General features: G+C 48.1%; 24 protein-coding genes. 7 read left to right on the top strand and 17 right to left on the bottom strand.

Annotated elements, in window-relative coordinates:
* Positions 1-4: 4 nt before the first annotated feature.
* From KG631_RS17735 to KG631_RS17725, 3 genes are read right to left on the bottom strand one after another with little or no spacing between them, the layout of a single operon-like run.
* Positions 5-907, bottom strand: a complete 903-nt coding sequence (locus KG631_RS17735; RefSeq protein WP_214000963.1) for a glycosyltransferase — start codon at positions 905-907, stop codon at positions 5-7.
* A gap of 13 nt (positions 908-920) precedes the next feature.
* A complete protein-coding gene (locus KG631_RS17730) occupies positions 921-1,661 on the bottom strand; it encodes a WecB/TagA/CpsF family glycosyltransferase (RefSeq protein WP_214000962.1) in 741 nt (246 codons plus the stop codon).
* Positions 1,662-1,664: 3 nt separating this feature from the next.
* Positions 1,665-2,741 (bottom strand): glycosyltransferase family 4 protein, encoded by a 1,077-nt coding sequence (locus tag KG631_RS17725; protein WP_301003979.1) that lies wholly within the window; start codon positions 2,739-2,741, stop codon positions 1,665-1,667.
* Between the two features lie 155 nt (positions 2,742-2,896).
* Here KG631_RS17725 and wecA point away from each other — a divergent pair, with 155 nt between their 5' ends.
* The 3 genes from wecA to KG631_RS17710 are packed head-to-tail and all read left to right on the top strand — an operon-like array spanning position 2,897 to position 6,495.
* The gene (gene wecA, locus KG631_RS17720; RefSeq protein WP_214000961.1) at positions 2,897-3,961 is read left to right on the top strand and encodes a UDP-N-acetylglucosamine--undecaprenyl-phosphate N-acetylglucosaminephosphotransferase; all 1,065 of its coding nucleotides are present in this window, start codon (positions 2,897-2,899) and stop codon (positions 3,959-3,961) included.
* Positions 3,962-3,997: 36 nt separating this feature from the next.
* Entirely contained in the window at positions 3,998-5,311 is a 1,314-nt protein-coding gene (locus KG631_RS17715) for a flippase (RefSeq protein ID WP_301003978.1), read from the top strand.
* A gap of 11 nt (positions 5,312-5,322) precedes the next feature.
* Positions 5,323-6,495, top strand: coding sequence for a polysaccharide pyruvyl transferase family protein (locus KG631_RS17710; RefSeq protein WP_214000960.1), 1,173 nt, complete (start codon positions 5,323-5,325; stop codon positions 6,493-6,495).
* A gap of 4 nt (positions 6,496-6,499) precedes the next feature.
* On the opposite strand, the gene KG631_RS17705 is transcribed toward KG631_RS17710, so the two are convergent.
* A complete protein-coding gene (locus KG631_RS17705; RefSeq protein WP_214000959.1) occupies positions 6,500-6,811 on the bottom strand; it encodes a DUF6482 family protein in 312 nt (103 codons plus the stop codon).
* A 226-nt stretch (positions 6,812-7,037) separates the two neighbouring features.
* Here KG631_RS17705 and KG631_RS17700 point away from each other — a divergent pair, with 226 nt between their 5' ends.
* Positions 7,038-8,690 carry a tetratricopeptide repeat-containing response regulator gene (locus KG631_RS17700; protein WP_214000958.1) on the top strand — a complete coding sequence of 551 codons (1,653 nt, stop codon included), beginning with the start codon at positions 7,038-7,040 and terminating at the stop codon, positions 8,688-8,690.
* Positions 8,691-8,762: 72 nt separating this feature from the next.
* On the opposite strand, the gene KG631_RS17695 is transcribed toward KG631_RS17700, so the two are convergent.
* Positions 8,763-8,912, bottom strand: a complete 150-nt coding sequence (locus KG631_RS17695) for a hypothetical protein (RefSeq protein ID WP_214000957.1) — start codon at positions 8,910-8,912, stop codon at positions 8,763-8,765.
* Positions 8,913-8,999: 87 nt separating this feature from the next.
* A complete protein-coding gene (locus tag KG631_RS17690) occupies positions 9,000-9,392 on the bottom strand; it encodes a PRC-barrel domain-containing protein (RefSeq protein ID WP_214000956.1) in 393 nt (130 codons plus the stop codon).
* A 299-nt stretch (positions 9,393-9,691) separates the two neighbouring features.
* Here KG631_RS17690 and KG631_RS17685 point away from each other — a divergent pair, with 299 nt between their 5' ends.
* Positions 9,692-12,130: a catalase gene (locus tag KG631_RS17685; protein ID WP_301003977.1), complete on the top strand. Its 2,439-nt coding sequence runs from the start codon at positions 9,692-9,694 to the stop codon at positions 12,128-12,130.
* A 148-nt stretch (positions 12,131-12,278) separates the two neighbouring features.
* On the opposite strand, the gene KG631_RS17680 is transcribed toward KG631_RS17685, so the two are convergent.
* The 4 genes from KG631_RS17680 to KG631_RS17665 all read right to left on the bottom strand — a co-directional run bounded on the left by KG631_RS17680 (position 12,279) and on the right by KG631_RS17665 (position 15,229).
* Entirely contained in the window at positions 12,279-12,782 is a 504-nt protein-coding gene (locus tag KG631_RS17680; RefSeq protein WP_214000955.1) for a PRC-barrel domain-containing protein, read from the bottom strand.
* Between the two features lie 286 nt (positions 12,783-13,068).
* The gene (gene lepB / locus KG631_RS17675) at positions 13,069-13,731 is read right to left on the bottom strand and encodes a signal peptidase I (protein ID WP_214000954.1); all 663 of its coding nucleotides are present in this window, start codon (positions 13,729-13,731) and stop codon (positions 13,069-13,071) included.
* A gap of 55 nt (positions 13,732-13,786) precedes the next feature.
* Complete coding sequence (locus tag KG631_RS17670) at positions 13,787-14,236, bottom strand: SRPBCC domain-containing protein (RefSeq protein WP_214000953.1); 450 nt, start codon at positions 14,234-14,236, stop codon at positions 13,787-13,789.
* A 90-nt stretch (positions 14,237-14,326) separates the two neighbouring features.
* Complete coding sequence (locus KG631_RS17665) at positions 14,327-15,229, bottom strand: AraC family transcriptional regulator (protein WP_214000952.1); 903 nt, start codon at positions 15,227-15,229, stop codon at positions 14,327-14,329.
* Between the two features lie 172 nt (positions 15,230-15,401).
* Here KG631_RS17665 and KG631_RS17660 point away from each other — a divergent pair, with 172 nt between their 5' ends.
* Together KG631_RS17660 and KG631_RS17655 are read left to right on the top strand one after the other, a co-directional pair.
* Entirely contained in the window at positions 15,402-16,922 is a 1,521-nt protein-coding gene (locus tag KG631_RS17660) for an aldehyde dehydrogenase family protein (RefSeq protein WP_214000951.1), read from the top strand.
* Between the two features lie 425 nt (positions 16,923-17,347).
* Positions 17,348-17,863 (top strand): hypothetical protein, encoded by a 516-nt coding sequence (locus KG631_RS17655; protein WP_214000950.1) that lies wholly within the window; start codon positions 17,348-17,350, stop codon positions 17,861-17,863.
* 366 nt (positions 17,864-18,229) lie between these two features.
* Here the strand turns inward: KG631_RS17655 and KG631_RS17650 are convergent, their stop codons facing one another.
* The 7 genes from KG631_RS17650 to KG631_RS17620 form a co-directional block, all read right to left on the bottom strand.
* Positions 18,230-18,673, bottom strand: a complete 444-nt coding sequence (locus tag KG631_RS17650; protein WP_214000949.1) for a nuclear transport factor 2 family protein — start codon at positions 18,671-18,673, stop codon at positions 18,230-18,232.
* 164 nt (positions 18,674-18,837) lie between these two features.
* Positions 18,838-19,740 carry a tetratricopeptide repeat protein gene (locus tag KG631_RS17645; protein ID WP_214000948.1) on the bottom strand — a complete coding sequence of 301 codons (903 nt, stop codon included), beginning with the start codon at positions 19,738-19,740 and terminating at the stop codon, positions 18,838-18,840.
* Positions 19,741-19,820: 80 nt separating this feature from the next.
* Entirely contained in the window at positions 19,821-20,723 is a 903-nt protein-coding gene (locus tag KG631_RS17640) for a tetratricopeptide repeat protein (protein WP_214000947.1), read from the bottom strand.
* A gap of 316 nt (positions 20,724-21,039) precedes the next feature.
* A complete protein-coding gene (locus KG631_RS17635; protein WP_214000946.1) occupies positions 21,040-21,798 on the bottom strand; it encodes an SDR family oxidoreductase in 759 nt (252 codons plus the stop codon).
* A gap of 429 nt (positions 21,799-22,227) precedes the next feature.
* Entirely contained in the window at positions 22,228-23,118 is an 891-nt protein-coding gene (mmsB, locus tag KG631_RS17630; RefSeq protein ID WP_214000945.1) for a 3-hydroxyisobutyrate dehydrogenase, read from the bottom strand.
* A 29-nt stretch (positions 23,119-23,147) separates the two neighbouring features.
* Positions 23,148-24,284: an enoyl-CoA hydratase/isomerase family protein gene (locus tag KG631_RS17625; RefSeq protein ID WP_301003976.1), complete on the bottom strand. Its 1,137-nt coding sequence runs from the start codon at positions 24,282-24,284 to the stop codon at positions 23,148-23,150.
* 5 nt (positions 24,285-24,289) lie between these two features.
* On the bottom strand, positions 24,290-25,063 hold the full coding sequence (locus KG631_RS17620) for an enoyl-CoA hydratase (RefSeq protein ID WP_214000943.1): 774 nt from the start codon (positions 25,061-25,063) through the stop codon (positions 24,290-24,292).
* Positions 25,064-25,145 lie beyond the last annotated feature (82 nt).

Raw genomic sequence — 25,145 nt, 5'->3', positions numbered from 1 at the left:
CCCATTATTTTTTAAATAACCCCGCCAGGCCTTTACTGAACAGTCGGATCCGCATATTGCTTAACCAGGCCAGTTTTTGTTTCAGATAATAGCGCCACTTTAATTTCTGTAAGCCAAAGCGGCATTGGTGCAGTAGCTCAAACAACCCCAGCGGCCGCTTTTCCATCATCAACCGGTAGAACATCTGGTTCTGCAAGTTGCGTTCACTCATCAGCGGACGATGCTTGGCAACGAACTGCTTATGCGCATCCAGCCGTTTTGGCGAATTGGTGATCCTACCCAGCTCATGGCCCACATTCACCTTATAACTGGCATCACTGATCCGCCGGGCAGGCCCGAAAGTGGCTACTACCCGCACCCACATGTCATAATCCTGAAAAGCGGCCAGTCCTTCATCAAAACCGTTTAGTTGCTGCATCCGCTCACGCTTAACCAGTGCCTGGTTAGACAACGTATGCAAATCAAGTAAGCTGCTAAGCGTCACCACTTCATCTTTGGCGAATAAGATTTTCTGGACGCTGCCATAATCCCAGATATAGCCGGAACAGACACAACTGTATTGAGCGTCATAGGCTTTATATAAACTGCTCAGGCGATGGGGCAGAAATTCATCATCATCATCAATACCGGTAACAAACTCACCTTTTGCTTCGTTAATAGCCCGGTTGCGGGCAGCACAAGCGCCTTTACCTTCAGGTTGACGGAAAAAACGCACCCGTTCATCATTAATGTATTTGTTGGTCAGGCTGGGCCAGGTATCATCAGTTGACGAGTCGTCAACTACCAGTACTTCAAAGTTGGGGTAATCCTGCGCCAGCACTGAATCAATGGCCCGGGTTGCCATCGCCACCCGGTTAAACGTTGGCATATACACACTGATTAACGGCCAGTTTTGTTGTGAATTCATGCTTGTCATCCTGTTACACTTTGCCAGTCCAGTACCACCATAAATAGCGCATTAAACCAAGCTGGCGGCCAATCCGGCTTGGCTGCAACACCAGCCGGTATGCCCATTCCAGATTCAGTTTACACCACAGCGCCGGTGCGCGTTTCACATTGCCAGTATAAACATCATAAGTGCCCCCTACTCCCATATAAAAACAATCAGGGTGGGCTTTGCGTAACCGCTGAATTAACAATTCTTGTCTGGGCGAGCCCATGGCAACGCTGACAATTCGCGGTTTAGTCCGTTGCAGCTGGGTAATTAATGCCGCCTCGTCGTTAAAGTAACCGTCTACCGCCCCCACCAACCTGGTTCCTGCCGCCATCAGCTTATCACGGGTTTGCGCCAACACCTCTGGTTTGGCCCCGATAATAAAGACCGGTACCTGATAGTGGGCAGCGCGCAGCATCAATTCCTGCCAAAGCTCGCAACCCGGGATCCGTTCAACATGACGCCCCAAGCGTCGGCGCATGGCTTTCACCACTCCTATACCATCAGCATAGCGAATGTCGGCAGCTTCAATAACCTGACGCAACTGTGGATTGCGACTGGCGGTCAGCACTTTTTCAGGATTAATGGCAATGGCCGAGCCAGCAAACACCGGACCTTCTGAGGGCACAATATACTGCAGCAAAGCCGCCATATCTTTAAATGCGGCCACCTGTATTACACCAACTTTTACCTGCTCTGGCATCGTGGTTTGCAAAGCGTCTGACATAAATCATATTTCCTGATAAAGACCAATAAGTTTAGCGGCAACGTCACTGACTAAACATTGCTCAGCCCCGGCTCTGGCTGCCAACTGCATTTGCCGGTAACGCTCCGGGGGCATCTGCCACACCTTGGTTAAGGCGTTTTGTAATTCAGCAAGCAGATGCTGTTCATTAAGGGGTGTCTGTTCGCTGTTCTGCGCCAGCAAAAAGCCATTCTCATTGTCTTTTATCTGGGCTGATGCGCCGTCGGTAAAGGTAGCAACAACCGGAGTAAAGCAAGCCATTGCTTCTGCCATCACCAAGCCAAATGACTCGTTGCGTGACAAGCTGATAAAACACCGGGCCTGCTGGTACAATTCTGCCAGCTCGCTGGCGCTCTGCGGGCCCAGGAGCGAAACAGCAGGGTATGGCGCGGCGGCCTCTGTTAGCTGTTTGCGCATAGGCCCGGTGCCGGCGATGACTACCCTCTTCCCTTTTAAATAAGGGAGTAATGCAATTAAACGGTCAACGCCTTTGTTATGATCCAGACTGCCAACATAGAGTAAGTCTATTTTCTTACTACCGAAATCAAGCTGCTCTGAACTTGCAAAGCTATCGGCAATACCGGCCGACAGCACCGTATATTGCGAACATGGCACAGCAAAGCGGTTTTTCAGGGCGCTACTGGTGAAAATCCAGTGCTGCACCTTACTGGCACACCAACGATACCAGAAACCGGGCGGTTGATATTTATATATATCGCTGCCATGGCAGGTAACGATAATTTTCGCTGAAGGGTTACGCAGTGCCTTGTATAGCAGGGCCAGCCAGATGGTCGGGTAGAAGAAATGGACATGCAAGATCATGTATTTACGCCGATTTAACAGGAAGCGCCAGACAAAGTCAGCGAAAAAGACCGGATATTTTAGTAGCCGGTTCAGCCTTGAGTCAGTATGCCAACGCATAAAATGGTAACCAGGCTGAAGACTGGCCAATGCATCGACCTGCTGGCGAACGAACAGCCCCTGAAAGGGTGCCGTCGGTTTCGGGCCCATATTGGTAATAATTAATATGCTGGGTTTACTATTCAAGGTTTTGCTGTCCAAAAGCCAGTGTTCCTGACTACAATAAGCGCAATGGCTGTTAAAAACACTTAGTTTATAGCTAATTAGCTACAACTAACCAGTTAAGTTTGTAACACGTCAGATTATAAACCGATAACAGCTGACGTCAGGCTGAATAACCCAGATACGGAATAAACATGCCGATACCTGAATCAATTTATACTGTCATGCTGGCAATAGTTACCAGCTTGCTGGCTATCCTGATTTTACGTCCATTGGCACCGAAATTTGGCTTGCTGGACCTGCCTAAAGGCCGTAAACAGCATACGGGGGCCGTGCCGCTGATCGGCGGCCTGGCCATTTACCTGACGTTATTACTGGTACTGGCAAATTATATCTCAGCGGACCCTATGCTCGGCTACTATCTGGCCTGTGCCGCAGTCATTGTCGTGCTGGGCGCCTTTGATGATGCTCTGGATTTAAGTGTAAAACTGCGGCTGGCTGTTCAGTTAGTTATAGGTCTGGCGATGATCTACAGCCTCGATTTACACATTAGTAATCTGGGTAATATTTTTGGATTTGGTACCGTTGAACTGGGTGTATTCGGTGTTCCTTTCACCTTAATTGCCGTCATTGCCGCGATTAACGCCTTTAATATGACCGATGGTATTGATGGCCTGGCAGGCTTACTCAGCATGGTCAGTTTTGGCAGTATCGCGGTGTTTATGTTGCTGTGGGGGCAGGCCGCACAAGCCTTATTACCGTTGGTATTTATAGCCGCGCTGCTGCCCTATCTGGCATTTAATCTGGGTTGGCTGAAAGATAAAAAAATCTTTATGGGTGATGCCGGCAGCATGCTAATTGGTTTATCCGTGATCTGGCTGCTGTTAATCAGTACCCAAAGTGAAACAGCCAGTTTCCGCCCTGTTACCGCCCTATGGTTAATCGCTATTCCGTTAATGGACATGGTGGCGATTATGTTGCGGCGTATTTTAAAAGGTCAGTCGCCATTTCAGGCCGATCGCGAACATCTGCATCATATTTCCCTGCGGCTGGGGCTTAACTCCCGCGAATCACTTATTTTAATTACAGCTTTAGCCTGGATTTTCGCCTGTATCGGCATAATTGGCGAGTATTTACTGGTGCCGGAAGTTGCCATGCTGCTGCTGTTTCTGCTGATATTTGCGCTTTATATCGGCCTGCTGCAGAATATCTGGCGAATTATTTCTGCTATTCGCCACAACTTTGCCAAAAGGCGCTAACGTGATTTCCACAATACCTGCCGCAGTGAGCTCATTATGCTAAAAAAAATCCTGCTCGCCAGGGCAACCGCCATGCTCGGAGACCGGCTGGTTAAGCTGCTGGCAGCCGCAATATTAACAATTTTTGTAGCCCGGGTGCTGGGTGCCAGTGAGCTGGGTATTTATTCCATCGTGATGGCCTGGAGTGCGTTTTTAGTGCCGCTAACCAGTATGGGACTGAATAACAATGTGATCCGGCGTATGGTGCAGCAGCCAAATGGCCAGCAAGCAATGACCTTGTTGTACAGCGCAGTAACCCTTCGGCTGGCGCTGGGTTTACTGGGTGGCAGCCTGATGCTGCTGGGGTTTTATCTGCTGTACCCTGACATGTTCAGCGGCAATACCGCGATTGCCATTCCGGTATTGTTTTTACTACAAAGCTTTTTTGGCTTACTGCTGTTCGAGTTTTACTTAAATTATCAGGGCACGTTTCGCAGCACCGCTTACCTGAAAACCACTATAACGCTGTGCAGCTTCGGCGCCAAACTGGCGTTATTGTACAGCGGTTTTGGTATTGCCAGTTTATTATTGATGACCGGCATCGAGTTTATGCTGGTCGGGGCGGCACAATATCTGCTGTACCGCTATAAACAGCAACCCTATACGCCGGGTGAAGCGCCCTGGCCACCCTACCATCCCCGCTGGTTTGATGCGGCTCAGATCACACCGCTGCTAAAACGCTCCAGCTGGCTTTGGCTGTCTGGCATTGTTGCAGTAGTTTATCTGAAAGTTGACATTGTCATGCTGGGGGCGATGGCTGGTACCGAGCAAGCCGGTATCTATGCGGCGGCCAGCAGGCTGTCAGAGCTTTGGTATGTGTTTCCGGCGACTCTCGCCACCCGCTACTACCCCGATATGCTTAAAGCTTATCAACAGGGCTTAACACCCTATTACTTAAAATTGCGCCGTTTTGCCCTGCTATTTTTCAGCGCGGCGTTCAGCATCGCCTTACTGATGACCCTCGCGGCCCCCTGGTTAATCAGCTTATTATTTGGAGACGATTTCACTGCAGCTATCGAAGTGTTGCGGATTCATATCTGGGCGGGTTGTTTTATTTTTGTCCGATATTTAATCAGCCAGCATCTGGTCATTACCGAACAGGAGCCGTTGTCGCTGCTTAGTCATGGGCTTGGTGCCGTGCTAAACATCGGGCTCAATTTCTGGCTTATCCCCACCATGGGTATCGTTGGCGCTGCCTGGGCAACCCTGGTTTCTTATGCGTTCGCCTCTTTTTTCTTTTTATTCATTTTCGCCAGTACCCGCGCCCAGCTTTGGCAGCTTATCACTGTGCGTAAAACTGGCCATCACTGAAAGGGTTTTATATGAGCAAGCCACTGTTGGTTGAAATTAAAGGTGTCCAATTCCGCAATAAAGGGGCCTATCTGATGTTACTGGCCTGCCTGGATGGTTTAAAAAACCTGCCAGACTATCAGTTAGTGTTATCACCTGGGCCAAATTTGCCGTATCCGGAACGGGCCCGGCTTGGCGCCTGGCAAAAACTGGCGTTCCGGCGCAAAGGCTTCGATTTGACGGGATTAATTGGCAAGTTACCTGGCGTTATACAACGGTTGTTTAAGCGGTACGGTATGGTAACAGAGCGCGATGTCGACATTGTGTTAGAAGCCAGCGGTTTTGCCTATGGTGACCAGTGGCCGCTGCAGTTTTTGCAAAATACGGCCAAAGAAGTCAAACGCTTCAACGCCGCCGGCAAACCCTTTATCTTTATGCCGCAAGCATTTGGTCCTTTTGCCAGCGAGCAAAGTAAAACCGCTATGCGGGATATTATTCAGCATGCCAGACTGATTTTTGTGCGGGACCCGGTATCACTAAGCCATTTGCAAAGCTGTATCAGCCCATTACCTGCCAATGTGGTCCTGACGCCCGACTTTACTGTCGGCTTAACCCCTCAGGCCAATCATGAAGTTCCTGACGTGGCCAAACCCTACGCTGCCCTTATTCCAAATTCCAAGGTCGTATCAAAATACAACCACGCTGACGCCGAAGCGATGCGGGCAAGTTACGTTGCAGCTTTCGCTGCAGCGGCAGACAAGCTCACTGTTTTGGGTTATCAGGTTGTGCTGGTGAATCATGAAGGACGGGAAGATGCAGAACTTTGTGCTGAAATTGCCAAATTATCGCCCTGCGGTCTAGTCCAGATAGAGGATCCGCTTGCCGTGAAAGCCTTTATCGGTGGTGCTGAACTGGTTATCAGCTCACGTTTTCATGGTGCAGTAAATGCGTTAAGCCAGGGCGTCCCTTGTATTGCCACCAGCTGGAGCCATAAGTACCACGCCATGATGAGTGATTTTGGCATGGCCGACTTCTGTGTTGAAGAGCTTACTGCTGACAGTTTGTGTCTGAACATTGATCTGTTACTTGCCAGCAAAGCTGAACTTCTGCCACAGCTGGCTGAACGTGCGGCTCAGTTAAAACAACGCAACAACCAAATGTGGCAGCTATTACAGCAGCATTTGACCACAGCGCAAACTGGTTAAGACGTCAGGCGCTGCTGCGGCCAAAGTGGACAGCGATACGTAGGGTGTTGTCCACTTTTTCAGGCCCACCACACATCTCATCATAGGCAGACTGGTGTACCATAAACGCCTGACGAACAACACACTCGGTCAGCGCCAGCTTAACTTCCTCAACACTGTGAAATTGCTGGGGCCGGTTATTGTCATCAACGATGAATCCTTTGCGACTGTCAAATACCACTTCAACCAGATACACACCCATCTCAAAGGAGTGGATAGTGATTTCATCAATCCGCACTTCCTGCCGGTTTAAATGGGCTACGCGATGATAATGCATGGTAAGGCTCCGTTATTTGTTGTTATTAATACCTGATAAACTTCAACCATTTCTGGTACGGAGCAGAACAAATAACAGATTATTTTTTTCCAGCTTTAGTGGCTATCTGCCGTCTGGAATCGCGAGGTCTTTGTGACATTCATTACTTTACCTGCCCCTTAAAATAACGCTACTATCAGCAATATTGTTCGCCTTTTGCGATAAATCGTCGCCGCTGAGTACTGCCATGGATGCCAGTTTTTTTCGATGTAAGCAGGTTCTTGTTGTTGAAGACAGTGCGCCGGTGCGGGCGTCAGTCAAAGGTATGTTGCAACAAATGGGTTTTGAGGCCATTCACTTAAGCCGCGATGCCAATGATGCGCTGACTCGCTGTCATGACATTCCTTATGATTTTATTCTTTGCGACTTTAACCTGGGAGATGGCAAAGATGGTTATCAGTTGTTTGAAACATTAAAACAGCAAGCGCTAATGCCGCCACTATGCTGCTTTATTATTATCAGCGCAGAAAGCCAACGCCAGCTGGTGCATGGCGTTATTGAATTACAACCCGATGATTACATTTTAAAACCCTTTACCTTTCCTATTCTAAATGAGCGCTTAATCCGGGCGGTAAAACAAAAAATTGCCCTGAGAAAAGTATACTTAAATTTGTTTGAAGATAATTTCGCTGATGCCATAAAAGAATGCGAAAGCGTGATCGTGAATAAACCCGAGTTCGCTTTGCCGGCCTTGCGGATTAAAGGTGAATTATTGCTAAAAACCGGCCAGTATCAGCAGGCCGAACGCTTTTATAAAAGTGTACTAACAGACAAAGCCCTGCCCTGGGCCCGGCTTGGCGCGGCTATCGCTGCATTTTATCTGGAACGCTGGGATGATACCGAATTGCAACTGGCTGATTTAACCCAGTTTGACATAACCAAGGTTGAAGCGCTGGACTGGCTGTCACATCTGATGGTTAAATATGGCCGCTATGAAGCAGCCCAGCAAACCCTGTATCAGGCAGTACTGTTATCACCTCAAAATATCAAACGGCAACGCACACTCAGTAACCTCAATGTTATTATCGGCGATAAAGAAGCAGCAGCCCGAATTAATGGCAAACTGGTGGCTGCCGCCCGCTATTCTGTTGAGGAGTCTGCAGAAAACTACCTGAACCACGCCCGCAGTTTAATCGATGTGGCATACAGTAAAAATCCGCTGGAGCGCACCGTTATTTTACAAAACGCCAGTCAGCTGCTGGATGGGGTTGAGAAACGCTTTGCCAATGCGAGTTGGCAAAAAGCCATTAATGTAGTTCGCAGCCGGATCCTGGCCGCAAAGGGCCAATTAATTGAGGCCCGTCAACCGCTGCTGGACAACGGTGTTGCTGACAAAGCAGAAAAAATGACCATCGACAGTTGCATGGATGCTGCCAAAGCTTATTTCGAGCTGGGAGATATTCACAGCAGTCAGTTTTACATTGATAAATTGGCTGGCTATTTGGTTAATGATGATTATCTGACCGAAACCCAGAAAATTATGCTGAAGATGGAAAAAATCAGGCATGAGGAATTAAAAGCTACCATTAAGCAAATTAGCGGGGAAGCCGCTGATGCTTACGAAAATGGTTTTTATATTCAGGCGGTCAGCCTGTTCTGTGAAACCTTTGACCATATGCCTACCAATACTATTATCGCCCTGAATATTCTGCAAACGGCCAGCAAGTGTGGCCAACTACCGGTAAAATATCTGCGCTACTGTAAGCAAGCGATTAAGTTACTTAAAGCCTGTGTGCTGGAAAAATCCAACCAGGTAAAATTTCAACACTATACCGCCTTACTATGCGAGCAATATCCGCAACTGAAAGTTCGCAGCCGCAGACCCAAAGCAAACAGTTAGCTACCACGAGCAGTAAGCAGTAAAAAACCCGGCATTGCTGCCGGGTCCTTTAGTTACAGGTTTCTAACCTTGTTACTGGCCAGGTTTCTTGTTCTGACCAGGCGCGGTTCCGGGTTTTTGCTGATCAGGCTTTTGTTGATTTTTCTGATCTTTATCCGAACCACTTTGGCGCTTTTCTTCGTCCATTGCCGGACGACCACTTTGATCTTTTTGATTAGCCATGATAGGCCTCCTGATTTTGATTTAGTAACACTGTTGCTCAGTATGAGCGGTAGAACATGTTTTCTGGCGTTTCACTAACCCGCCATTTTATCTGGCGTAATAGGTCTCAACGCTTGAGTTCCAGCTGGCATCTGCCATATCTGGCCAGTTATCTTTGTCGAAGCCGGGAGCGTTTTTAATTCGCTCAGCGTCGGCATCCAGTAAAAAGCGTTTGTTTTTCGCATCCAGTTTTAATGCCTTCCACGGCACGGCAAACAAACGATCGCCCATGCCCAGAAAGCCACCTGCAGATAACACAGCGTAACGGATCTTACCCTCGCCGGTATCAAGCATAATATTCTGGATTTTGCCGAGTTTTTCATCCTGCATATTGCAAACGTCATCACCGGTAATGCTATCGGCACTTAACAACATGGCATGGGCTGGCACGTTCCCTGCTGCGTTAACTTTGCCGCTGGTATGCATAGTCTCATTAATCATTTAAAGTCCCTCCTGCTAAAAGCTCCGTCCAGGTTCTGTGGCAAGCATCAATGGTCATATCAATTGTTCTCGCTACAGAGTGAAGCTTCAGATTAGCGGAACAACTAACCTTTCTCTGTACGCCAGCCAACATAACAGCAACAATTTGCTTAACATTCGCTGAAAATATTTTCCCGGAAGTTATACCTGAACGTACGTTAGCGTACAGACATTGCTGCCCTGTCCTCACACTATCTTATTGAAGCCAGCAGTCCGGTTATTTCTCAGGTCCGGACGTCCTATTTCAACGGAGCATAGATATGGCCACAAAAAAACTGTCCGACGGCAAAACAACTGATCAACCCTCGCAGGCAACGCCGTCATCGCGAGACACTGACAAAAAAAACACCACTTTTTCAGATAAAACGTCAGACAATGTCGATAAAAAAAACGACCCGCTGATGACAAATTACGTAGTCGCCAAGCAGGCTTACGCAGCAGAACATTTCGTCGCCGCTACACCGTACAACAGCAGCAAAGCGACCGAATATGGTCTTGAGAATGCGCTGACGCCACCAGCCGGTGCCATCGTCACACCAACATCTGACGCTTTAACAGCCAGCACTGACACAGAGCAAACCGGTAATGAGAAAACTGGAGACGCAGCAGTGCCCGGCAGTAATGCAACCATCACCTCGCTGCAGCGGGCCCGGGTGGATGCCAGTGATCAACCGTTAACCACTAACCAGGGAGTGCGGCTTAGCGATAATCAACACACCCTGAAAGTGGGCTTACGGGGCCCCTCGTTACTGGAAGATTTTATTCTGCGGGAGAAAATTACTCATTTTGACCATGAGCGTATTCCCGAACGGGTAGTTCATGCCCGGGGCTCGGCAGCTCATGGCTATTTTGAAGCGTATGATGACTTTAGCAAATACTCCTGTGCAGCGCCGTTGCAGGAGAAAGGTAAGAAGACTCCCGTGTTTGTCCGTTTTTCCACTGTGGCAGGCGAGCGCGGTTCCAAAGACACCGCCCGAGATGTGCGGGGGTTTGCGGTAAAGTTTTACACCGAGCAAGGCAATTGGGACTTGGTGGGCAATAACATGCCGGTGTTCTTTATTCAGGATGCAATGAAATTTCCTGATCTGGTGCATGCCGTAAAGCCGGAGCCGCATCATGGTATGCCCCAGGCGGCTTCGGCGCATGACACCTTCTGGGACTTTGTCTCGCTGATGCCGGAGTCTACCCATATGTTAATGTGGCTGATGTCAGATCGGGCTATCCCCCGCAGTTACCGGATGATGCAAGGATTTGGTGTTCATACGTTCAGACTGGTAAACGAGCAAGGTCAGTCAGTGTTTTGTAAATTTCACTGGAAGCCGTTACTGGGCACTCATTCGCTGGTCTGGGATGAAGCGGTCAAAATATCCGGTGCCGATCCCGATTTCCACCGGCGTGATTTATGGGAAGCCATCGAATCAGGTGAATACCCGGAGTGGGAACTGGGGCTGCAGATTTTCAGTGAGCAGCAGGCTGAAGGCTTTAGCTTCGATGTGCTCGATGCTACCAAGTTAATACCTGAAGAGCTGGTACCCCTGATCCCCGTCGGACGAATGGTGCTTAACCGCAACCCGGACAATTTTTTTGCCGAAACTGAGCAGGTGGCGTTTTGCACGGCCCATATTATTCCTGGTATTGATTTCTCGAACGATCCACTACTCGCCGGTCGTATCCATTCATATGTTGATACCCAAATCACCCGGCTCGGTGGCGCTAATTTCCATGAAATCCCGATTAATAGCCCGCTGGCCCAGGTTCAGAATAACCAACGCGATGGCATACACCGCCAGGCAATAAATCGCGGCAGAGTGGCTTACGAACCTAATTCTCTGGCTGGAGGCTGCCCGTTTCAGGCCGGAGCCAGTAACCCGGCAGGCAATGGCTTTACCTCGTTCCCTGAGACGGTAACTGCTGACAAAATGCGGGGTAAGCCAGAAAAGTTCGCCGAACATTATGCGCAGGCAACCTTATTTTTTAATAGCCAGACCGCCGTCGAACAACAGCATATTATCGCGGCCTTCCGGTTTGAACTCAGTAAAGTTGAAGTGCCGGCGATACGCCAGCGAATGGTCTCATCATTACAGAATGTCTCAGAAGAGCTGGCCGCTAAAGTGGCTGCAGGCCTTGGTATGAAATTACCTAAAGCCATGCCAAAAGCATTCGCTGATCCGCCAGAGCCTGAAGTAATAGTGTCGTTGCCGCTGTCTCTCACAGCCCTGCCGGGCGAAGCCGGCATCAGCAGCAGGCAAATAGCGGTATTAATTGAGGATGATGCAGACCACGCCTCGCTAGTGGCACTGCACGGTGCACTAACTAAAGCCCATGCGGTAGTGCATTTTATCGGCCCCAGGGTGGGCTTGTTCACCAGTGCCAACGGCAAAGAAATAACGGCAAATAAGTCATTGGAAAATTCCCCTTCTGTTTTGTTCGATGCATTGGTGCTGACCGATGGCCGCAAGGCAGTAAAGGCCCTGGCAGATAACCCCGATACTATGGCTTTTATCAAAGATGCATTCAGGCACGGTAAACCTATTCTCGCTCTTGGCGCCGCTAAACAGTTGCTGGATTTGGCTGGCATCGCAGTCAATAAGGATGAGGATAAGGGCGTGCTACTGACTGACTGCACTAACGCTGCAGGTATCGCCCCGGTATTTATTAACGCTATCGCAGCGCATCGTCATTTGCCACGGCTGGGGTGAACAGCACTGGTGCCGCCACAGGAAGAGCTGAAAAAAGTTGAGACAGCAATAGGCGCATCCCGGGCAGAGAATGCCCGGGATGCTAGGCTGACTTAGCAGCGGATCACTGGCAACTGTTCATTGCTCAGCTAACTCAGGGATGAGTCAGTTAATCGCGTCGCTCAAAGGCCGGCGCTGATGTTAATTCATCACGGCTGACATTAATTCGCAATTCCTGCTCGTCCGCTTTGCCAGAGCGCTTTACATGGCCCCAACCTACTGCAACATCTTTCTCACCCATGCCAAGAAAGCCACCAACGCTGACAATTACCGCTTGGATCTGGCCGTTACTGTCAACAATTAGGTCGACGACCTCACCGATGTCCTCATCATTGTTGGTCTGCACTTCTGCACCTAACAAATGACTGGCGTGCATACCGTTAGCTGGCACCGCTGTTAAATAGTCCTGATTTTTCATCCGGGAATTATCCAGCATGTTTTTGTGAGCAGTATCTTTATGCATATCCATTTTGTCAGTTTTGTCTGTCCGCTGGTTACTCTGGTCGTTTTTAGTAACCCGAACGCTGACATCCTGCGCTATGGCAGCGCCGGCGCCTAAGGTTATTGCAGGTGTAACCAATGCATAAAAAATAATAGAATTTAACTTTTTCATATGAATCTCCGTCGAATTGACTAAGGCTGTCGGGCAAGATGTCCGCCATCACCGTTTCACCACAGCGTCTTGCCGGTACTCTTACCGCTAAGACTCTGAATCGCCATCTGAGCTGGAATTCAGGATGAAAATTGACTGTACAACAATGGACGTACCCAGTCGGTGCGCTGACGCACTTAACTTGATAAGACAACGAGAAATGTCAGCAGATATCCGCTTAAAAAACACAACCGGGAAGGAAAGCAAAGCATAGCCGCTGCGCGGCTATGTCAGCTAATCTGAATAGTTACAGGGAGGCTAAAAAGCGTTCGCGTCGTGGCAGGTAGTAATTATCGTAATCCAGTGAGAACAACACCTTCCCAGCACGGCCAATGATCTCGTGCCGTGGTACAAAACCGATGACCCGCGAGTCGGCACTGTTATCGCGGTTATCGCCCAGCACCAGATAATGGCCCTCAGGCACCTGCACCGGTGCAAAGTTAGCCAAACCACTTGATACCGGGGCTAACTTAACGGCATGAGAGATACCACCCAGTTGCTCTGTTAACAGCAATTCGTTGCCGGCCTCTGTTTCCGCTGCTGGATCCGATTCGGTGTAATCCACCCGCTTGCCATTAATACTCAGCACATTTTGCTGCATGGCAACCACATCGCCCGGCATACCAACCACTCGTTTAACCAGACGGTTATCGGCCGCTTCTGAAGCGAATATCACAATATCGCCGCGCTTTGGGTCGGCCAGCTTTAGCATTGACACGGTGCTAAATGGCAGGCGCAAATCATAGGCCATTTTATTCACTAAAATCCGGTCGCCAATTTCAATAGTGGGTTGCATTGAACCGGAGGGCACATCGTTCCAGTCGGCCACGGCACTTCTGAAGACAAACATTAAGCTGATAAACACGATAAGGCCGCGATTATCGCGCCACAGCTGTTTAAGTTTCCTCATAACTTTCCTTGTTGATTTCGTAACGCTCAGTATGACCAACAGCCAGTCACCAAGTTCAGACCTGTTCACACAAGGCCTTCAGCTTCTGCAATGCTATAGGCCAGCGACTTGACATAAACTCATCATATGACGGGGCTATTTCCTGCTCTACTCTTATCTCCGTACCTTCCGGCACCGTTTTAAAATAGTAATTTTCATAAGCTGGCGCCCAGCTGCTAACCTGCTCGCTACTTAAGTCATCTTTGCCGGCAACCACAAAGCCCAGATGCTTAATCGACACAAACTTCAGCGGTTCCAGCTCGGCAATCGTTGCCACCATGCCATCGCCAGAAGGCGACAAAAACCGCATGGGCTCCCCCTTTTGCCACTTACCTTCAAAGTATGAGCCTTCGCAAAAAGCCGAGGTCCAAACGCGAAAACCGGCATCATCAAACATCCGCTGCCACACCAACTCTACCGGTGCATTAATCACAATACTGAAGTTTATTTGTTTAACCTTGCGCATTGTTCACCTTCTTTCTCTAGTTTGAAGCCAGGCACATGTTACCGGAATTATATCGACCGCACTGCATTACCGGTATATAGACTGGTTACCTTAATGACGTTGTTTAATGACATGTTTCGGAGCAGAACCAAAGGCATTTTTAAACACCCGGCTAAAGTGACTGGGGTCATTAAAACCTAACTGATAACACACCTGGCTGATCCGCTCGCCCGTTTGCAATAAACGATAGGCTTGTTGTAAGCGCAGTTGTTGCTGCCACACCGCGGGTGTCACACCAAACGCCAGTTTAAACTGCTGATAAAATTTACTGCGGCTCATGCAGGCAATTTTGCACAAGGTATTTATTTCTATCGTGTCGCTTAAGTGTTGTTCGATATAAATTAATACGTTATCAAGTGGTGTTGCTGTTGTTTGCTGCTGACAACTTGCCAGCATGACATCGCGGCTTTGTTGCTGTAATAAACGCGTGATCAGCTCGTTCAACGACAATTCGATCAGGTAATCGCGGTGCTGCTCGTTCTCACTAAAAAGGGTGATCATCCGCTGCAGCAATTGCTGGGTTTGAGCATTATGTTGGCTATGGACTAACTTTGGTACGTACTGAAAAAAATCGTCATGACTAATTTCTTGCCGAAAATTAAGGGCATCAACAACCTGACGGATTTTATCAGTACTAATCTCTATCGCTAAGCAGGTGGTGGGGTTATTAAGTGACGCATCAGGAAAGTCGATCAGCACTTTTTGGCGCGGTGCCAGCACGAAAGATTGGTTGGGTAAAAAGGCACTGTGGTACTGGCTGTCGGCCACATGCATAATTTTTTTGCCGCTAATCATGCCACAAAACAGTAACTCACTGGAGTGCAATGCTACTTTTTGCGCATCCTGGTAGGTGTCGTAAATACTTAACTCTGCGTGCTCACCGGCAAAGCTCACTTTGTTTTCAATGAGGACATCAAGACGTTGCCGTTTTCTGGTGAGTACCGATGTATTCATAGTATCTCTTGGTGCCTCTTATTACCGCAGCCAAAATTTGGACAAATAGTCAAAAAATCCGGACTGGAAGTCAAGCCTGCATTCACCGGCTCCGCTAAGGTGGTTTGAAGGCGGTTACACAAACAATAACCCACCGCCAGTTTTAGTCAACAATTTGGACAGAGGACACATCATGATTTATGCAAATCCAGGTACCGCAGGCGCCCTTGTTAACTTTAAAACCCAGTATGGCAATTATATTGGGGGTGAATGGCTAGCACCGGTTAAAGGTGAGTACTTCGACAACATTAGCCCGGTAAACGGCAAGGTATTCTGTAAAATCCCCCGCTCTGGTAAAGAAGACATAGAGTTGGCAATCGATAAAGCCCACCAGGCAAAAGCCGCCTGGGGTGCGACATCCGTCACCGCACGAAGCAATGTTTTATTGAAAATTGCCGATCGGATTGAACAAAACTTAGAAATGCTGGCTGTCGCAGAATCCTGGGATAACGGTAAAGCCATTCGCGAAACCCTGGCTGCTGATATTCCATTGGCGGCCGACCATTTTCGCTATTTTGCCGGCTGCATTCGCGCCCAGGAAGGCAGTATTGGCGAGATAGATGAAACCACGGTGGCTTATCACTTTCATGAACCATTAGGAGTGGTCGGCCAGATTATTCCATGGAATTTCCCTATCTTGATGGCAGCATGGAAACTGGCGCCCGCTCTGGCTGCAGGTAACTGCGTGATACTAAAACCAGCAGAACAAACACCGGCATCTATCCTGGTGCTGATGGAGCTGATTGGCGATTTGCTACCGGCGGGCGTACTAAATGTGGTGAATGGCTTTGGCCGAGAAGCAGGCGAAGCGCTGGCGACCAGCACACGTATTGCCAAAATTGCCTTTACCGGTTCTACGCCGGTAGGCTCGCATATTCTGAAATGTGCCGCAGACAATATTATTCCGTCCACGGTAGAGCTGGGCGGTAAATCCCCGAATATCTTCTTTAACGATGTGATGGATAAAGATGATGCATTTCTCAGCAAGGCAATTGAAGGTGCAGTGCTGGCCTATTTCAACCAGGGTGAAGTCTGTACCTGTCCGTCACGGCTGTTTATTCAGGAAGATATTTACGAGCAATTTATCGAGCGCATTCTGGCACGCACCTTACAGATAAAGCGCGGTAACCCACTGGATAGCGAAACCATGGTGGGTGCCCAGGCGTCACAAGCTCAGTTTGAGAAAATCTTAAGCTACATTGAAATTGGTAAAAAAGAAGGCGCGACGGTGCTAACCGGTGGTAAAGTTGAGCAGTTAAGCGATGATTTAAGTGGCGGTTTTTACATTCAACCCACCATTCTGAAAGGCAGCAACGACATGCGAGTATTCCAGGAAGAAATTTTTGGCCCGGTTATCTCAATGTCGACCTTTAAAGATGAAGCCGAAGCGCTGGAGCTGGCAAACAGTTCCGAGTTTGGCTTAGGCGCCGGGGTATGGACCCGCAATATGAACCGCGCTTATCACTTTGGCCGGAAAATTGAAGCCGGCCGGGTCTGGACCAACTGTTACCACATGTACCCTGCCCACGCCGCCTTTGGCGGCTATAAAAAATCCGGCATCGGCCGCGAAACCCACAAGCTGGCACTGAACCATTACCAGCAAACAAAGAACTTACTGGTTAGCTACAGCGAAGATCCACTAGGGTTCTTTTAAGCCGTTAAAAATCTTTTAACCACGATATGGCGCTGCTGTTGAAGTCGCGCCGCTTTTTTTGGGCGTTACCAGCTCAGCTCTAACGAATTTATCAAGCGACATGGCTTACCCCTGGCGCAGCACCGATCATTCTAATGGCCAGATCTGATGCTTCTAAAACTAAACAGCCTTGAGAAAAACATCATGAAGTGTCTGAAGGCTTGGATATTTTGTTTGTTGGGTTTTAAAAACCAATGCCTTAGTCTGCTATGAGCGAAATTGAGACTGTCGCCATTTATGTAATATATAATCTGCAAATCTACAAAGCAGACATTAAGCTAACTTATTCCTACCCAGTAATGAGTTTTCCTTTGAATAATTTCAACTAATTGTCTTTGATTAGAGAATGTAATACTCTCACTGCAAAAAAAATGAATGGATGCAAAATGTTAATTGACTGGCTATCAAATAAAAATTTAAAGGATTCGGATAGTTTAATCATCAGGGTTGCAGCCGTTGTTATGTTTGCAGGCTCAGTCTTTATACTAAATGAAGTTTTAATATGGAACTTAAGCTTATTATCACTAATTGGTATTTCTGCAATTGCTGGAAGTATCGGATTTTTTGTCGCAAAAACCTCTCCTATTGCGATAAAAGCTATTCCGCCTGTTGTATTCTTCTCCGTAACAGTATTGCTTTCGATTGAGCTTTACAAGAGCTACTCATTACAAAAAGAGAGATCCGTATTTTTAGCTGAAACAGATAATTGTAAAGCATTAGGCCTGCAGATTGTAAACAAAGGTTCTCGGACTCCTGTATGTATGGAGAGAGAAACACTCGCCAACGAAAAATATTGTTATTATTTTATGGATAAAGAGTGGTTTTGTAAGACTTATACCCACTCAGATGTAATAGCCATGCCTGAAGGGCATGAACTTCCTCTGGTTGTAAGTGTTAAGTAAAATTGGCCACGGTTTTATAGTAAAACCAGTATCTTTACTCGTACTCATTTGGTTTATTTAATGCGGGCGATAAACTAGTCACAACGCCACTGTGTTTCTGTGTGTTTCTACAACAGAATTAGCCGTTCATCGCTTTAAGATCACAACACCGACGCCGCTTGCTGTGGCTGTGGCTTTTAACGTTAATTTGCTGCCTATGTTATTACCGGGTTGGCAGCGCCCTCGCCTACTACCGTATGCCAGCTTTTCATAAGGCCGTTTACCGCGTGTGGCTCGGCTTTGGCAAAGGCGGTTGGAATGTCAGCACTGTCGCAACGAATCAGCAGCAGTGCGCGGTATGGTAGATCAATAAATAGTGTTTCATCCCTACTCTGCTTTTTTGGTTGCCTGCCAGTTCACTGCCTGCCAGTTACCATTTTTGCGGATAAAAGTACCGCTGTTGAAAAAGCGCAGAGTTTCGGTATCTGATTTTCCTACCAGGGTAAAAGCTACTACGGCGGTGTCGCCATATTGCAGAATTTGCACATCTTCGCTGCTGTAGCGCATGCCTATTTCATTGGGCTTTAACTCACCCCGGCTGTTTACTGACTGCATTAACTCAGCTTTACCAAAGCGGGTGCCGTTTGAGCTGGTATAAATGAGCTCGTCGGCCCAGTATTTATTATGAATAGCCGGGTCGTTACGGGTGGCGCCATCTAAAAACTCGCCCAGCAATGCAATAAGTTCGGTTTTATCGTCGGCGATGGCCAGGGTTGGGGTAAGTAGTGTGGGTGTCAGTAATAGCGTTGCAAGCAGTAAGCTGGTTTTCATGGAAGATCCCTGATATAAACCCCTCATCTTTCAATGATTTTGGGTATGGCTCTTGTTCTTAGCCGTTAAGCTATCACATAATTCGATTTTAGGTGAACCACTTACGTTAAGAAAAACGCCAGCATTCTTTGCCGGCGTTTTACAGATCAATTAACTTAATGTCGTTATGGTTGGCCAGTCAGTGTTTGTTTAAGATCTCTGTCGCCCCGCTTCGGCTTCATGGTATAGCAACCATTCCTGCCGTCACATTGCATCGTTCTTATCCTGTTTAAACTACCCCTGGTATAAATGCCGGTATTATTTAATTGCGTTACCACAGTACTCAGTATGTTGTCAGGTTTAAAATCACGGCCAAACACCTGAATAACTTCCATATCGTAAGACTGTTGCAAATCCGCTACCAATTCCGCTGCTTCAGGCTTTGGTGTCAGTATTGCAATGGTTTCCTTTAAATAAGGCCTGGACTCTTCATGACCAGACAACACCAGGTTCTTAAAAAGCTGGGCGGCACCTTCCAAATCAAGCTCGGTATAGGCACCCTGCTGCTTTAATCTGGCTAGCAGGAACATCGCATCGAGTAATCGCTTATCACTTGCTTGCTCCAGCAACTCAACGCCGGTCGCTATGTCAGCTTCATCAGGCTGCTGAAGTAACAGCAGTGCTTTTTTGTATTGGGCGGGGGTATGTTTTAATTCAACCGCTTGGGTTAGCAGGGTATGCGCTTTTTGCAGATCCTGTGTAACAACTAATCCTTCGCGATACCATTCCGACAGTAAAAATACCGCCGTCGGATGGCGATAACTGACAGCGCGCTGTAAATAACTCAGCGCCTTTTCAGGGTCAGCGTCACGGCCATCGCCGGTTGCGTATACCATACTGAGTAGGGTCATGGCCTCAAAACTACCAAAACGGGCCATGCGGTGCAGGGTCCTTATTTCATCGTCACATTTGTCATCAGCACAGGCGGCAACGTCACCATCAGGGGTGTTTGACTGAGCGTATGAAGGAGACAAACTCGCTGCAATCATCATACTGGCCGTCAAAAAAAGCATACTAGCTTTTGTCATTGTTACACCTTCTAATCATTACTGGTTTAATGCGCCAGTTTTTAAAGCTGGCGCATTAAATAACAAAGGCTGATTCTAATTTACTTTTGTCCAGTGAGTACTTGTCTGAGACTTTTTTCACCAGGCTGAGGCCTGAAAGAAAGGCAGGTATTAGTAACATCGCAAGTTGCCGCCGGAAACTTATTCATACTGCCACGAGAATAAATCCCTGTGCGGTTCATCTGACTAATTGCATTACTAAGTAAAGAGGTCGCATTAAAATCACGGTCAATAACCCGGATTACTTCGACATCATATGATTGTTGCAAATCTGCCACGAGTGCTGATTTACCGGGTTCGGCTGCCAGCATAGCGATAGTTTCACGTAAATATGGTCTGGACTGATCATGACCAGAGAGCACAAGCTTCTTATAGAGTTGGGCCGCGCCTTCAAGATCGGTTTCTACAAAAGCACCATTCATTTTCATTCTGGCAAGCAAAAACATCGCATCGACTAACCGCTTGTCACTTGCCTGCTCCAGCAAGGTAATGGCTTCAGTAACATTGGCAGTATCTGGCTGCTGCAGTAACTGTAACGCTTTTCTGTATTGCGCCGGTGGATGATTCAATTTGACGGCCTCTGCTAAAAACTTAGCAGCTTGTTGTAGGTCCTGAGCCACAACAAATCCCTCACGGTACCATTCAGACATTAGAAACACAGCCATTGGAGAGCGATTTTTTACCGCACGTTCAAGATAATTCAGCGCCTTTTCATGGTCTGCTTCACGGCCATCACCAGTGGCATAAACCATACTAAGCAAGGTCATTGCTTCATAATTACCATAACGAGCCAATTTATGAAGGCTGAGTATGTCACCATCGCATTGACCCTCTGCACAGGCCAAATTGATTGAATCAGGGTTATCTGGCTGCGCACTCAATGGAAACATGGTTAGCACGCCAAGTAAGCTAAAACCTACAAAAACTTTAGTTGTTTTTTTCATTTTTAAGTCCATTTGTTACCATAGGGTTAGGTAAAACCAGATTAGTATCAAAAACAGATACTGTCAACGCTCATATTTTTTACAATTAGCAGGTATTTAGGCGCCTGTCTGAAAAGATGTAATTAATACTCATTGAATAGCGTCTGGACTCTACTGTATAGAACGAGTGCAGGTACTGATAATTTATATAAATAATTTGGAATAAAACTACCCAAACAAAATTGACTGGCCAGCCTTGAAAAAAATTGACACTTTTACGGGGCATCCCAAAACAAAAAGACGCCGCAGCGTCTTTTTTATCTCCATAGCACCCAGCTTACATGCTGATGCCACCGTCTATTTCCACTACCCGACCGGTGAAAAAGTCGTTTTCGAAAATGTACTTGGCGGTGTGGGCAATTTCACTGGCTTCGCCTAAGCGGCCTACCGGTTTCATTTTCTCTAAACGATCACGTGCTTCAGGCTTCATGGCGTCAGTCATGGCGGTGCGGATCACACCGGGCGCGATAGCACCGACCCGAATACCAAAGCGCCCCAGCTCGCGGGCCCAGGTTACTGTCATCGCTACCACGCCGGCTTTAGACGCGGCATAGTTAGTCTGGCCCATATTGCCGCCCCGGGCGACACTCGACATATTAATAATAACGCCCTTGGTGCCGCGCTTAACCATAACGGCAGCCGCTTCACGGCCACACAGAAATACTCCGGTCAGGTTAACGTCAATAACTGACTGAAACTGCGCCAGTGACATTTTACTGACCAGCTCACCGTCTTTGTATTTCAGCAACAGGCCGTCACGTAAAATGCCAGCATTATTAATCAGGCCGTCGATGCCGTTAAAATCGCTGTCGATTTGGCTAAAAGTCTCTTCTACCTGAGCTTCGTCTGCTACGTTGGCGCTGTAGGTTTGCACAGTAGTGCTGGCTGAAAGCTCGGCTTTGGCGGCCGCTAACTGCTCGGCATTCATATCAATTAATGCCAGTTTGGCGCCTTCGCTGGCACACATCCTGGCCATTTCCAGGCCCAGGCCCTGGGCGCCGCCGGTAATTACAATGGTTTTGTTTTGCAGCTTCATACAGCTTTCTCCATAAAGGCCTGCGCTTCGAAAATTTTACGGCGTGCAGGCTCATCTTTCTGTTAGCAACAAAGCTGAAAGCTTTGCTTTCGTTCAATTCCAATTGGGCTTTAACCCGAAAATCCGCCAGCCGCTGCGTACATTTTTCGTCGAAAACGCCGTAAATACCTCCCTGTAGGCTCCTCTTTTTCATCCATGAAAAAGACGTTCCGCCAAAAAAGTACATCCGCGTATGTCTCTGATGTAACGTCGAGCTGGTTTAAAAAGCCGTAGCAGCGGATACGGATGTACTTTTTTCGGAGACCGTTGCAGGCCATGGATGGCCGGAACCGAGCCCCATGGACGGTTTATGGCGTGTTGCAGAAAAAATGTACGCAGTAGCAGCGGTTGCCTGCGACCGCCTAACCAGAATCAACCTATTACCAACTATCAGGCATTCTTTTCAAACATCTTAAAAATACTGGAAAAATCCAGTTTGCCGTTACCGGCCTGCTGATGCTGCACATATAAGTTATGCGCCAGCTCACCTAATGGCGTGTCACTGCCACTGTGGTTAGCCGCTTCCAGCGCCAGGCCTAAGTCTTTGGCCATCAGGTCGACCATAAAGCCACCCTGATAATCATTAGAAGACGGCACATTATCCATCACACCCGGACAAGGGTTGTATAGCTCTAATGTCCAGTTCCGGCCCGAGCTTTTCAGCATAATGTCTGACAATACTTTCGGGTCCAGGCCATTATTAATGCCCATTTGCAGCGCTTCAGAGGTGCCAGCCATTAAAATGCTCAGCAGCATATTATTACAAATTTTTGCGACCTGACCCGCGCCAATAGCCCCGGCATGGAACAGGTTTTTACCCATATTGCTAAGCACAGTGTGGGCATTTTGAAAGTCCTGGCTGGCGCCACCAACAATAAAGGTTAAGGTACCGGCTTTGGCGCCGCCTACTCCGCCTGATACTGGTGCATCGATAAAAGCGATACCCTGCTCGGCTAAGCCTATGCCAACCGTGCGGGCACTTTCGGCATCAATGGTAGAACAATCGATAACCAGTGCCTGCTTGCTGATAGCGCTGGCAATGCCCTGCTCGCCCAGATACAGGCCAATGACATGCTTACCCGCCGGCAGCATAGAAATAACATAATCGGTGCCGGCAACGGCCTCTTTGGCAGAACTGGCGACTTTAGCACCTTCCGCTTTTATCTGCGCCAGCGCTGCTTCGGACAAATCGAACGCGATAACGTCGTGGCCGGCTTTTAATAAGTTAGTGGCCATTGGGCCACCCATATTTCCTAAACCGATAAATGCAACTTTAGCCATAATAAATTCCTTGCAGTTGTTCTGGTAAATTAACTATCCAGTAAGCCCAGATCTTTTAACGGGTGCTCATTGTCCGGCCAGGGTGAGCTGAATAATAACTCGATAACCTCAGCTGGTACCTCGGCTACTGTTGGGTACTGCCATTTTGGGGTTAAGTCTTTATCAATCAATAAAGCACGCACCCCTTCCTGAAACTCGCCCAGCTGACCACATTGCACACTAATACCCAGTTCCAGCCGGAAACTGTCGGCGAGAATTTTACTCTGGCCCAGTTGCAATAATCTGAAAACAATATGAGCGGTGATCGGGCTGCCATAAGCTAACGATTGCTTGGCTTTGACCAGCCATTTATCGTCACCCTCCATATCATTAATAGCACTAATCACTTGCGGCAAACTGTTGATATCTGCCAGCGCAGTAATGGCACTTTGATGCGGCCGGATCTGGCTCAATGGCATTTTAGTGCGACACTGCTCCTCTGCGCTGCGTAACACATCTGATAACTTCTGATGATTCAGGGCAATGGTTTCGCCCCATTTCACGGTTAAAAGTTTATCAACCAGCGCCGCTTTATCTTCGTGCAGAATAAAATGATCGGCCAGATGAATAAATTTAGCATCGGCGGCATTAATTGACGCGCCGGTTAACCCTAAAAAGATGCCGCAGCCTGGCGGCATCCGGTTTAAAAACCAGCTGGCACCGACATCCGGGTATAAACCAATCGCCATTTCCGGCATGGCGATGCGGCTGCTGGCTGTGACTACCCGGTGCGAGGCGCCGGCCATCAGGCCGAGGCCACCGCCCATCACTATGCCATTACCCCATACCAGCACGGGCTTATCAAAGGTGTGGATTAAATAATCCAGGGTATATTCTTTGGTGAAAAACTCTTCCACATAGGGGTGATAATAATCTGGGCTTTCTTTCATTGCCTGGTATAAATCACGGATATCACCACCGGCGCAAAAGGCTTTGTCGCCAGCACCTTGCAGCAACACCATGGCTATGCTTGGGTCGTCCTTCCAGGCCTGCATTTGCGGCAATAACGACTCGACCATCGGCAAACTTAACGCATTTAACGACTTTTCAGAGTTAAGGGTAGCAACCGCAATTTTTTTGCCATTGTCAGCCGTAAGTTCCTGATATAACACTACGTCTGTGCTCATACTCATCACCCGTTTACCCAGTTTGCCTGGCGTTTTTCTAAAAAGGCCTGCACACCTTCAACCTGATCTTTAGTGTCGAACAAACCAACAAACAGCTCGCGCTCTAATGGCAAGGCTGCATTAATATTGCCGGTCCGCCCCTGCTGGATTAGCTTTTTACAGGCGGTTACCGCCACCGGACTCTGGCCGGCCACTTTATCGGCCAGCGCTAGTGCAGCCTCTAATACGGTACCGGTGGCTACCACTTCTTCGACTAAACCAATTTGCAGCGCTTTTTCAGCATTTAGCCGCTCGCCGCATAAAATCATTCGTTTGGCCCAGCCTTCGCCGACCAGCCACGCCAGATTCTGGGTGCCACCCGCACAAGGCAGTAAGCCTACTTTGGCTTCTGGCAGCGCCATTTGCGCTTGTTGCTCGGCAATACGGATATCACAGGCAAGTGCGACTTCTAAACCGCCGCCCATCGCATAGCCATTAATGGCAGCAATCGACACGCCACGAAAGGCGCTTAAGGTTTCAAAAGCTTCGCCAAAAATCCGCGCCATATCGCTGGCAACGGCTTTGTCGCCATCAGCAAACAGTTTTAAATCGGCACCGGCTGAGAAGAATTTGTCACCTTCGCCGGTGATCACTAATGCATAAATATCTTTGTCATTGTTCAGGCTGATAACCGTGTCGCGCAACTCGGTTAAGCTGGCATGGGTCCAGGTGTTGGCTGGCGGGTTTGCCATGGTGATAAGCGCCGTGTGGCCGCGCTTTTCCAGTGTTAATTGAGCCATTAATGTCTCCTTTTTTGGCAATACTCGGAAGTTGAACGAGGTGAATAAGGTTTGTTCTAAGCCGACCGTTGAAGCCCTGGAC

The sequence above is a fragment of the Arsukibacterium sp. genome (genome assembly GCF_018402695.1).
Classification (GTDB): Bacteria; Pseudomonadota; Gammaproteobacteria; order Enterobacterales; family Alteromonadaceae; genus Alishewanella.
This window is presented reverse-complemented; position numbering and strand designations above follow the sequence as displayed.

Coding starts and splice junctions, on each gene's coding strand:
- KG631_RS17735 (WP_214000963.1), bottom strand. CDS start 907: ATGAATTCACAACAAAACTGGCCGTTAATCAGTGTGTATATGCCAACG.
- KG631_RS17730 (WP_214000962.1), bottom strand. CDS start 1,661: ATGTCAGACGCTTTGCAAACCACGATGCCAGAGCAGGTAAAAGTTGGT.
- wecA (WP_214000961.1), top strand. CDS start 2,897: ATGCCGATACCTGAATCAATTTATACTGTCATGCTGGCAATAGTTACC.
- KG631_RS17715 (WP_301003978.1), top strand. CDS start 3,998: ATGCTAAAAAAAATCCTGCTCGCCAGGGCAACCGCCATGCTCGGAGAC.
- KG631_RS17710 (WP_214000960.1), top strand. CDS start 5,323: ATGAGCAAGCCACTGTTGGTTGAAATTAAAGGTGTCCAATTCCGCAAT.
- KG631_RS17705 (WP_214000959.1), bottom strand. CDS start 6,811: ATGCATTATCATCGCGTAGCCCATTTAAACCGGCAGGAAGTGCGGATT.
- KG631_RS17700 (WP_214000958.1), top strand. CDS start 7,038: ATGGATGCCAGTTTTTTTCGATGTAAGCAGGTTCTTGTTGTTGAAGAC.
- KG631_RS17695 (WP_214000957.1), bottom strand. CDS start 8,912: ATGGCTAATCAAAAAGATCAAAGTGGTCGTCCGGCAATGGACGAAGAA.
- KG631_RS17690 (WP_214000956.1), bottom strand. CDS start 9,392: ATGATTAATGAGACTATGCATACCAGCGGCAAAGTTAACGCAGCAGGG.
- KG631_RS17685 (WP_301003977.1), top strand. CDS start 9,692: ATGGCCACAAAAAAACTGTCCGACGGCAAAACAACTGATCAACCCTCG.
- KG631_RS17680 (WP_214000955.1), bottom strand. CDS start 12,782: ATGAAAAAGTTAAATTCTATTATTTTTTATGCATTGGTTACACCTGCA.
- lepB (WP_214000954.1), bottom strand. CDS start 13,731: ATGAGGAAACTTAAACAGCTGTGGCGCGATAATCGCGGCCTTATCGTG.
- KG631_RS17670 (WP_214000953.1), bottom strand. CDS start 14,236: ATGCGCAAGGTTAAACAAATAAACTTCAGTATTGTGATTAATGCACCG.
- KG631_RS17665 (WP_214000952.1), bottom strand. CDS start 15,229: ATGAATACATCGGTACTCACCAGAAAACGGCAACGTCTTGATGTCCTC.
- KG631_RS17660 (WP_214000951.1), top strand. CDS start 15,402: ATGATTTATGCAAATCCAGGTACCGCAGGCGCCCTTGTTAACTTTAAA.
- KG631_RS17655 (WP_214000950.1), top strand. CDS start 17,348: ATGTTAATTGACTGGCTATCAAATAAAAATTTAAAGGATTCGGATAGT.
- KG631_RS17650 (WP_214000949.1), bottom strand. CDS start 18,673: ATGAAAACCAGCTTACTGCTTGCAACGCTATTACTGACACCCACACTA.
- KG631_RS17645 (WP_214000948.1), bottom strand. CDS start 19,740: ATGACAAAAGCTAGTATGCTTTTTTTGACGGCCAGTATGATGATTGCA.
- KG631_RS17640 (WP_214000947.1), bottom strand. CDS start 20,723: ATGAAAAAAACAACTAAAGTTTTTGTAGGTTTTAGCTTACTTGGCGTG.
- KG631_RS17635 (WP_214000946.1), bottom strand. CDS start 21,798: ATGAAGCTGCAAAACAAAACCATTGTAATTACCGGCGGCGCCCAGGGC.
- mmsB (WP_214000945.1), bottom strand. CDS start 23,118: ATGGCTAAAGTTGCATTTATCGGTTTAGGAAATATGGGTGGCCCAATG.
- KG631_RS17625 (WP_301003976.1), bottom strand. CDS start 24,284: ATGAGCACAGACGTAGTGTTATATCAGGAACTTACGGCTGACAATGGC.
- KG631_RS17620 (WP_214000943.1), bottom strand. CDS start 25,063: ATGGCTCAATTAACACTGGAAAAGCGCGGCCACACGGCGCTTATCACC.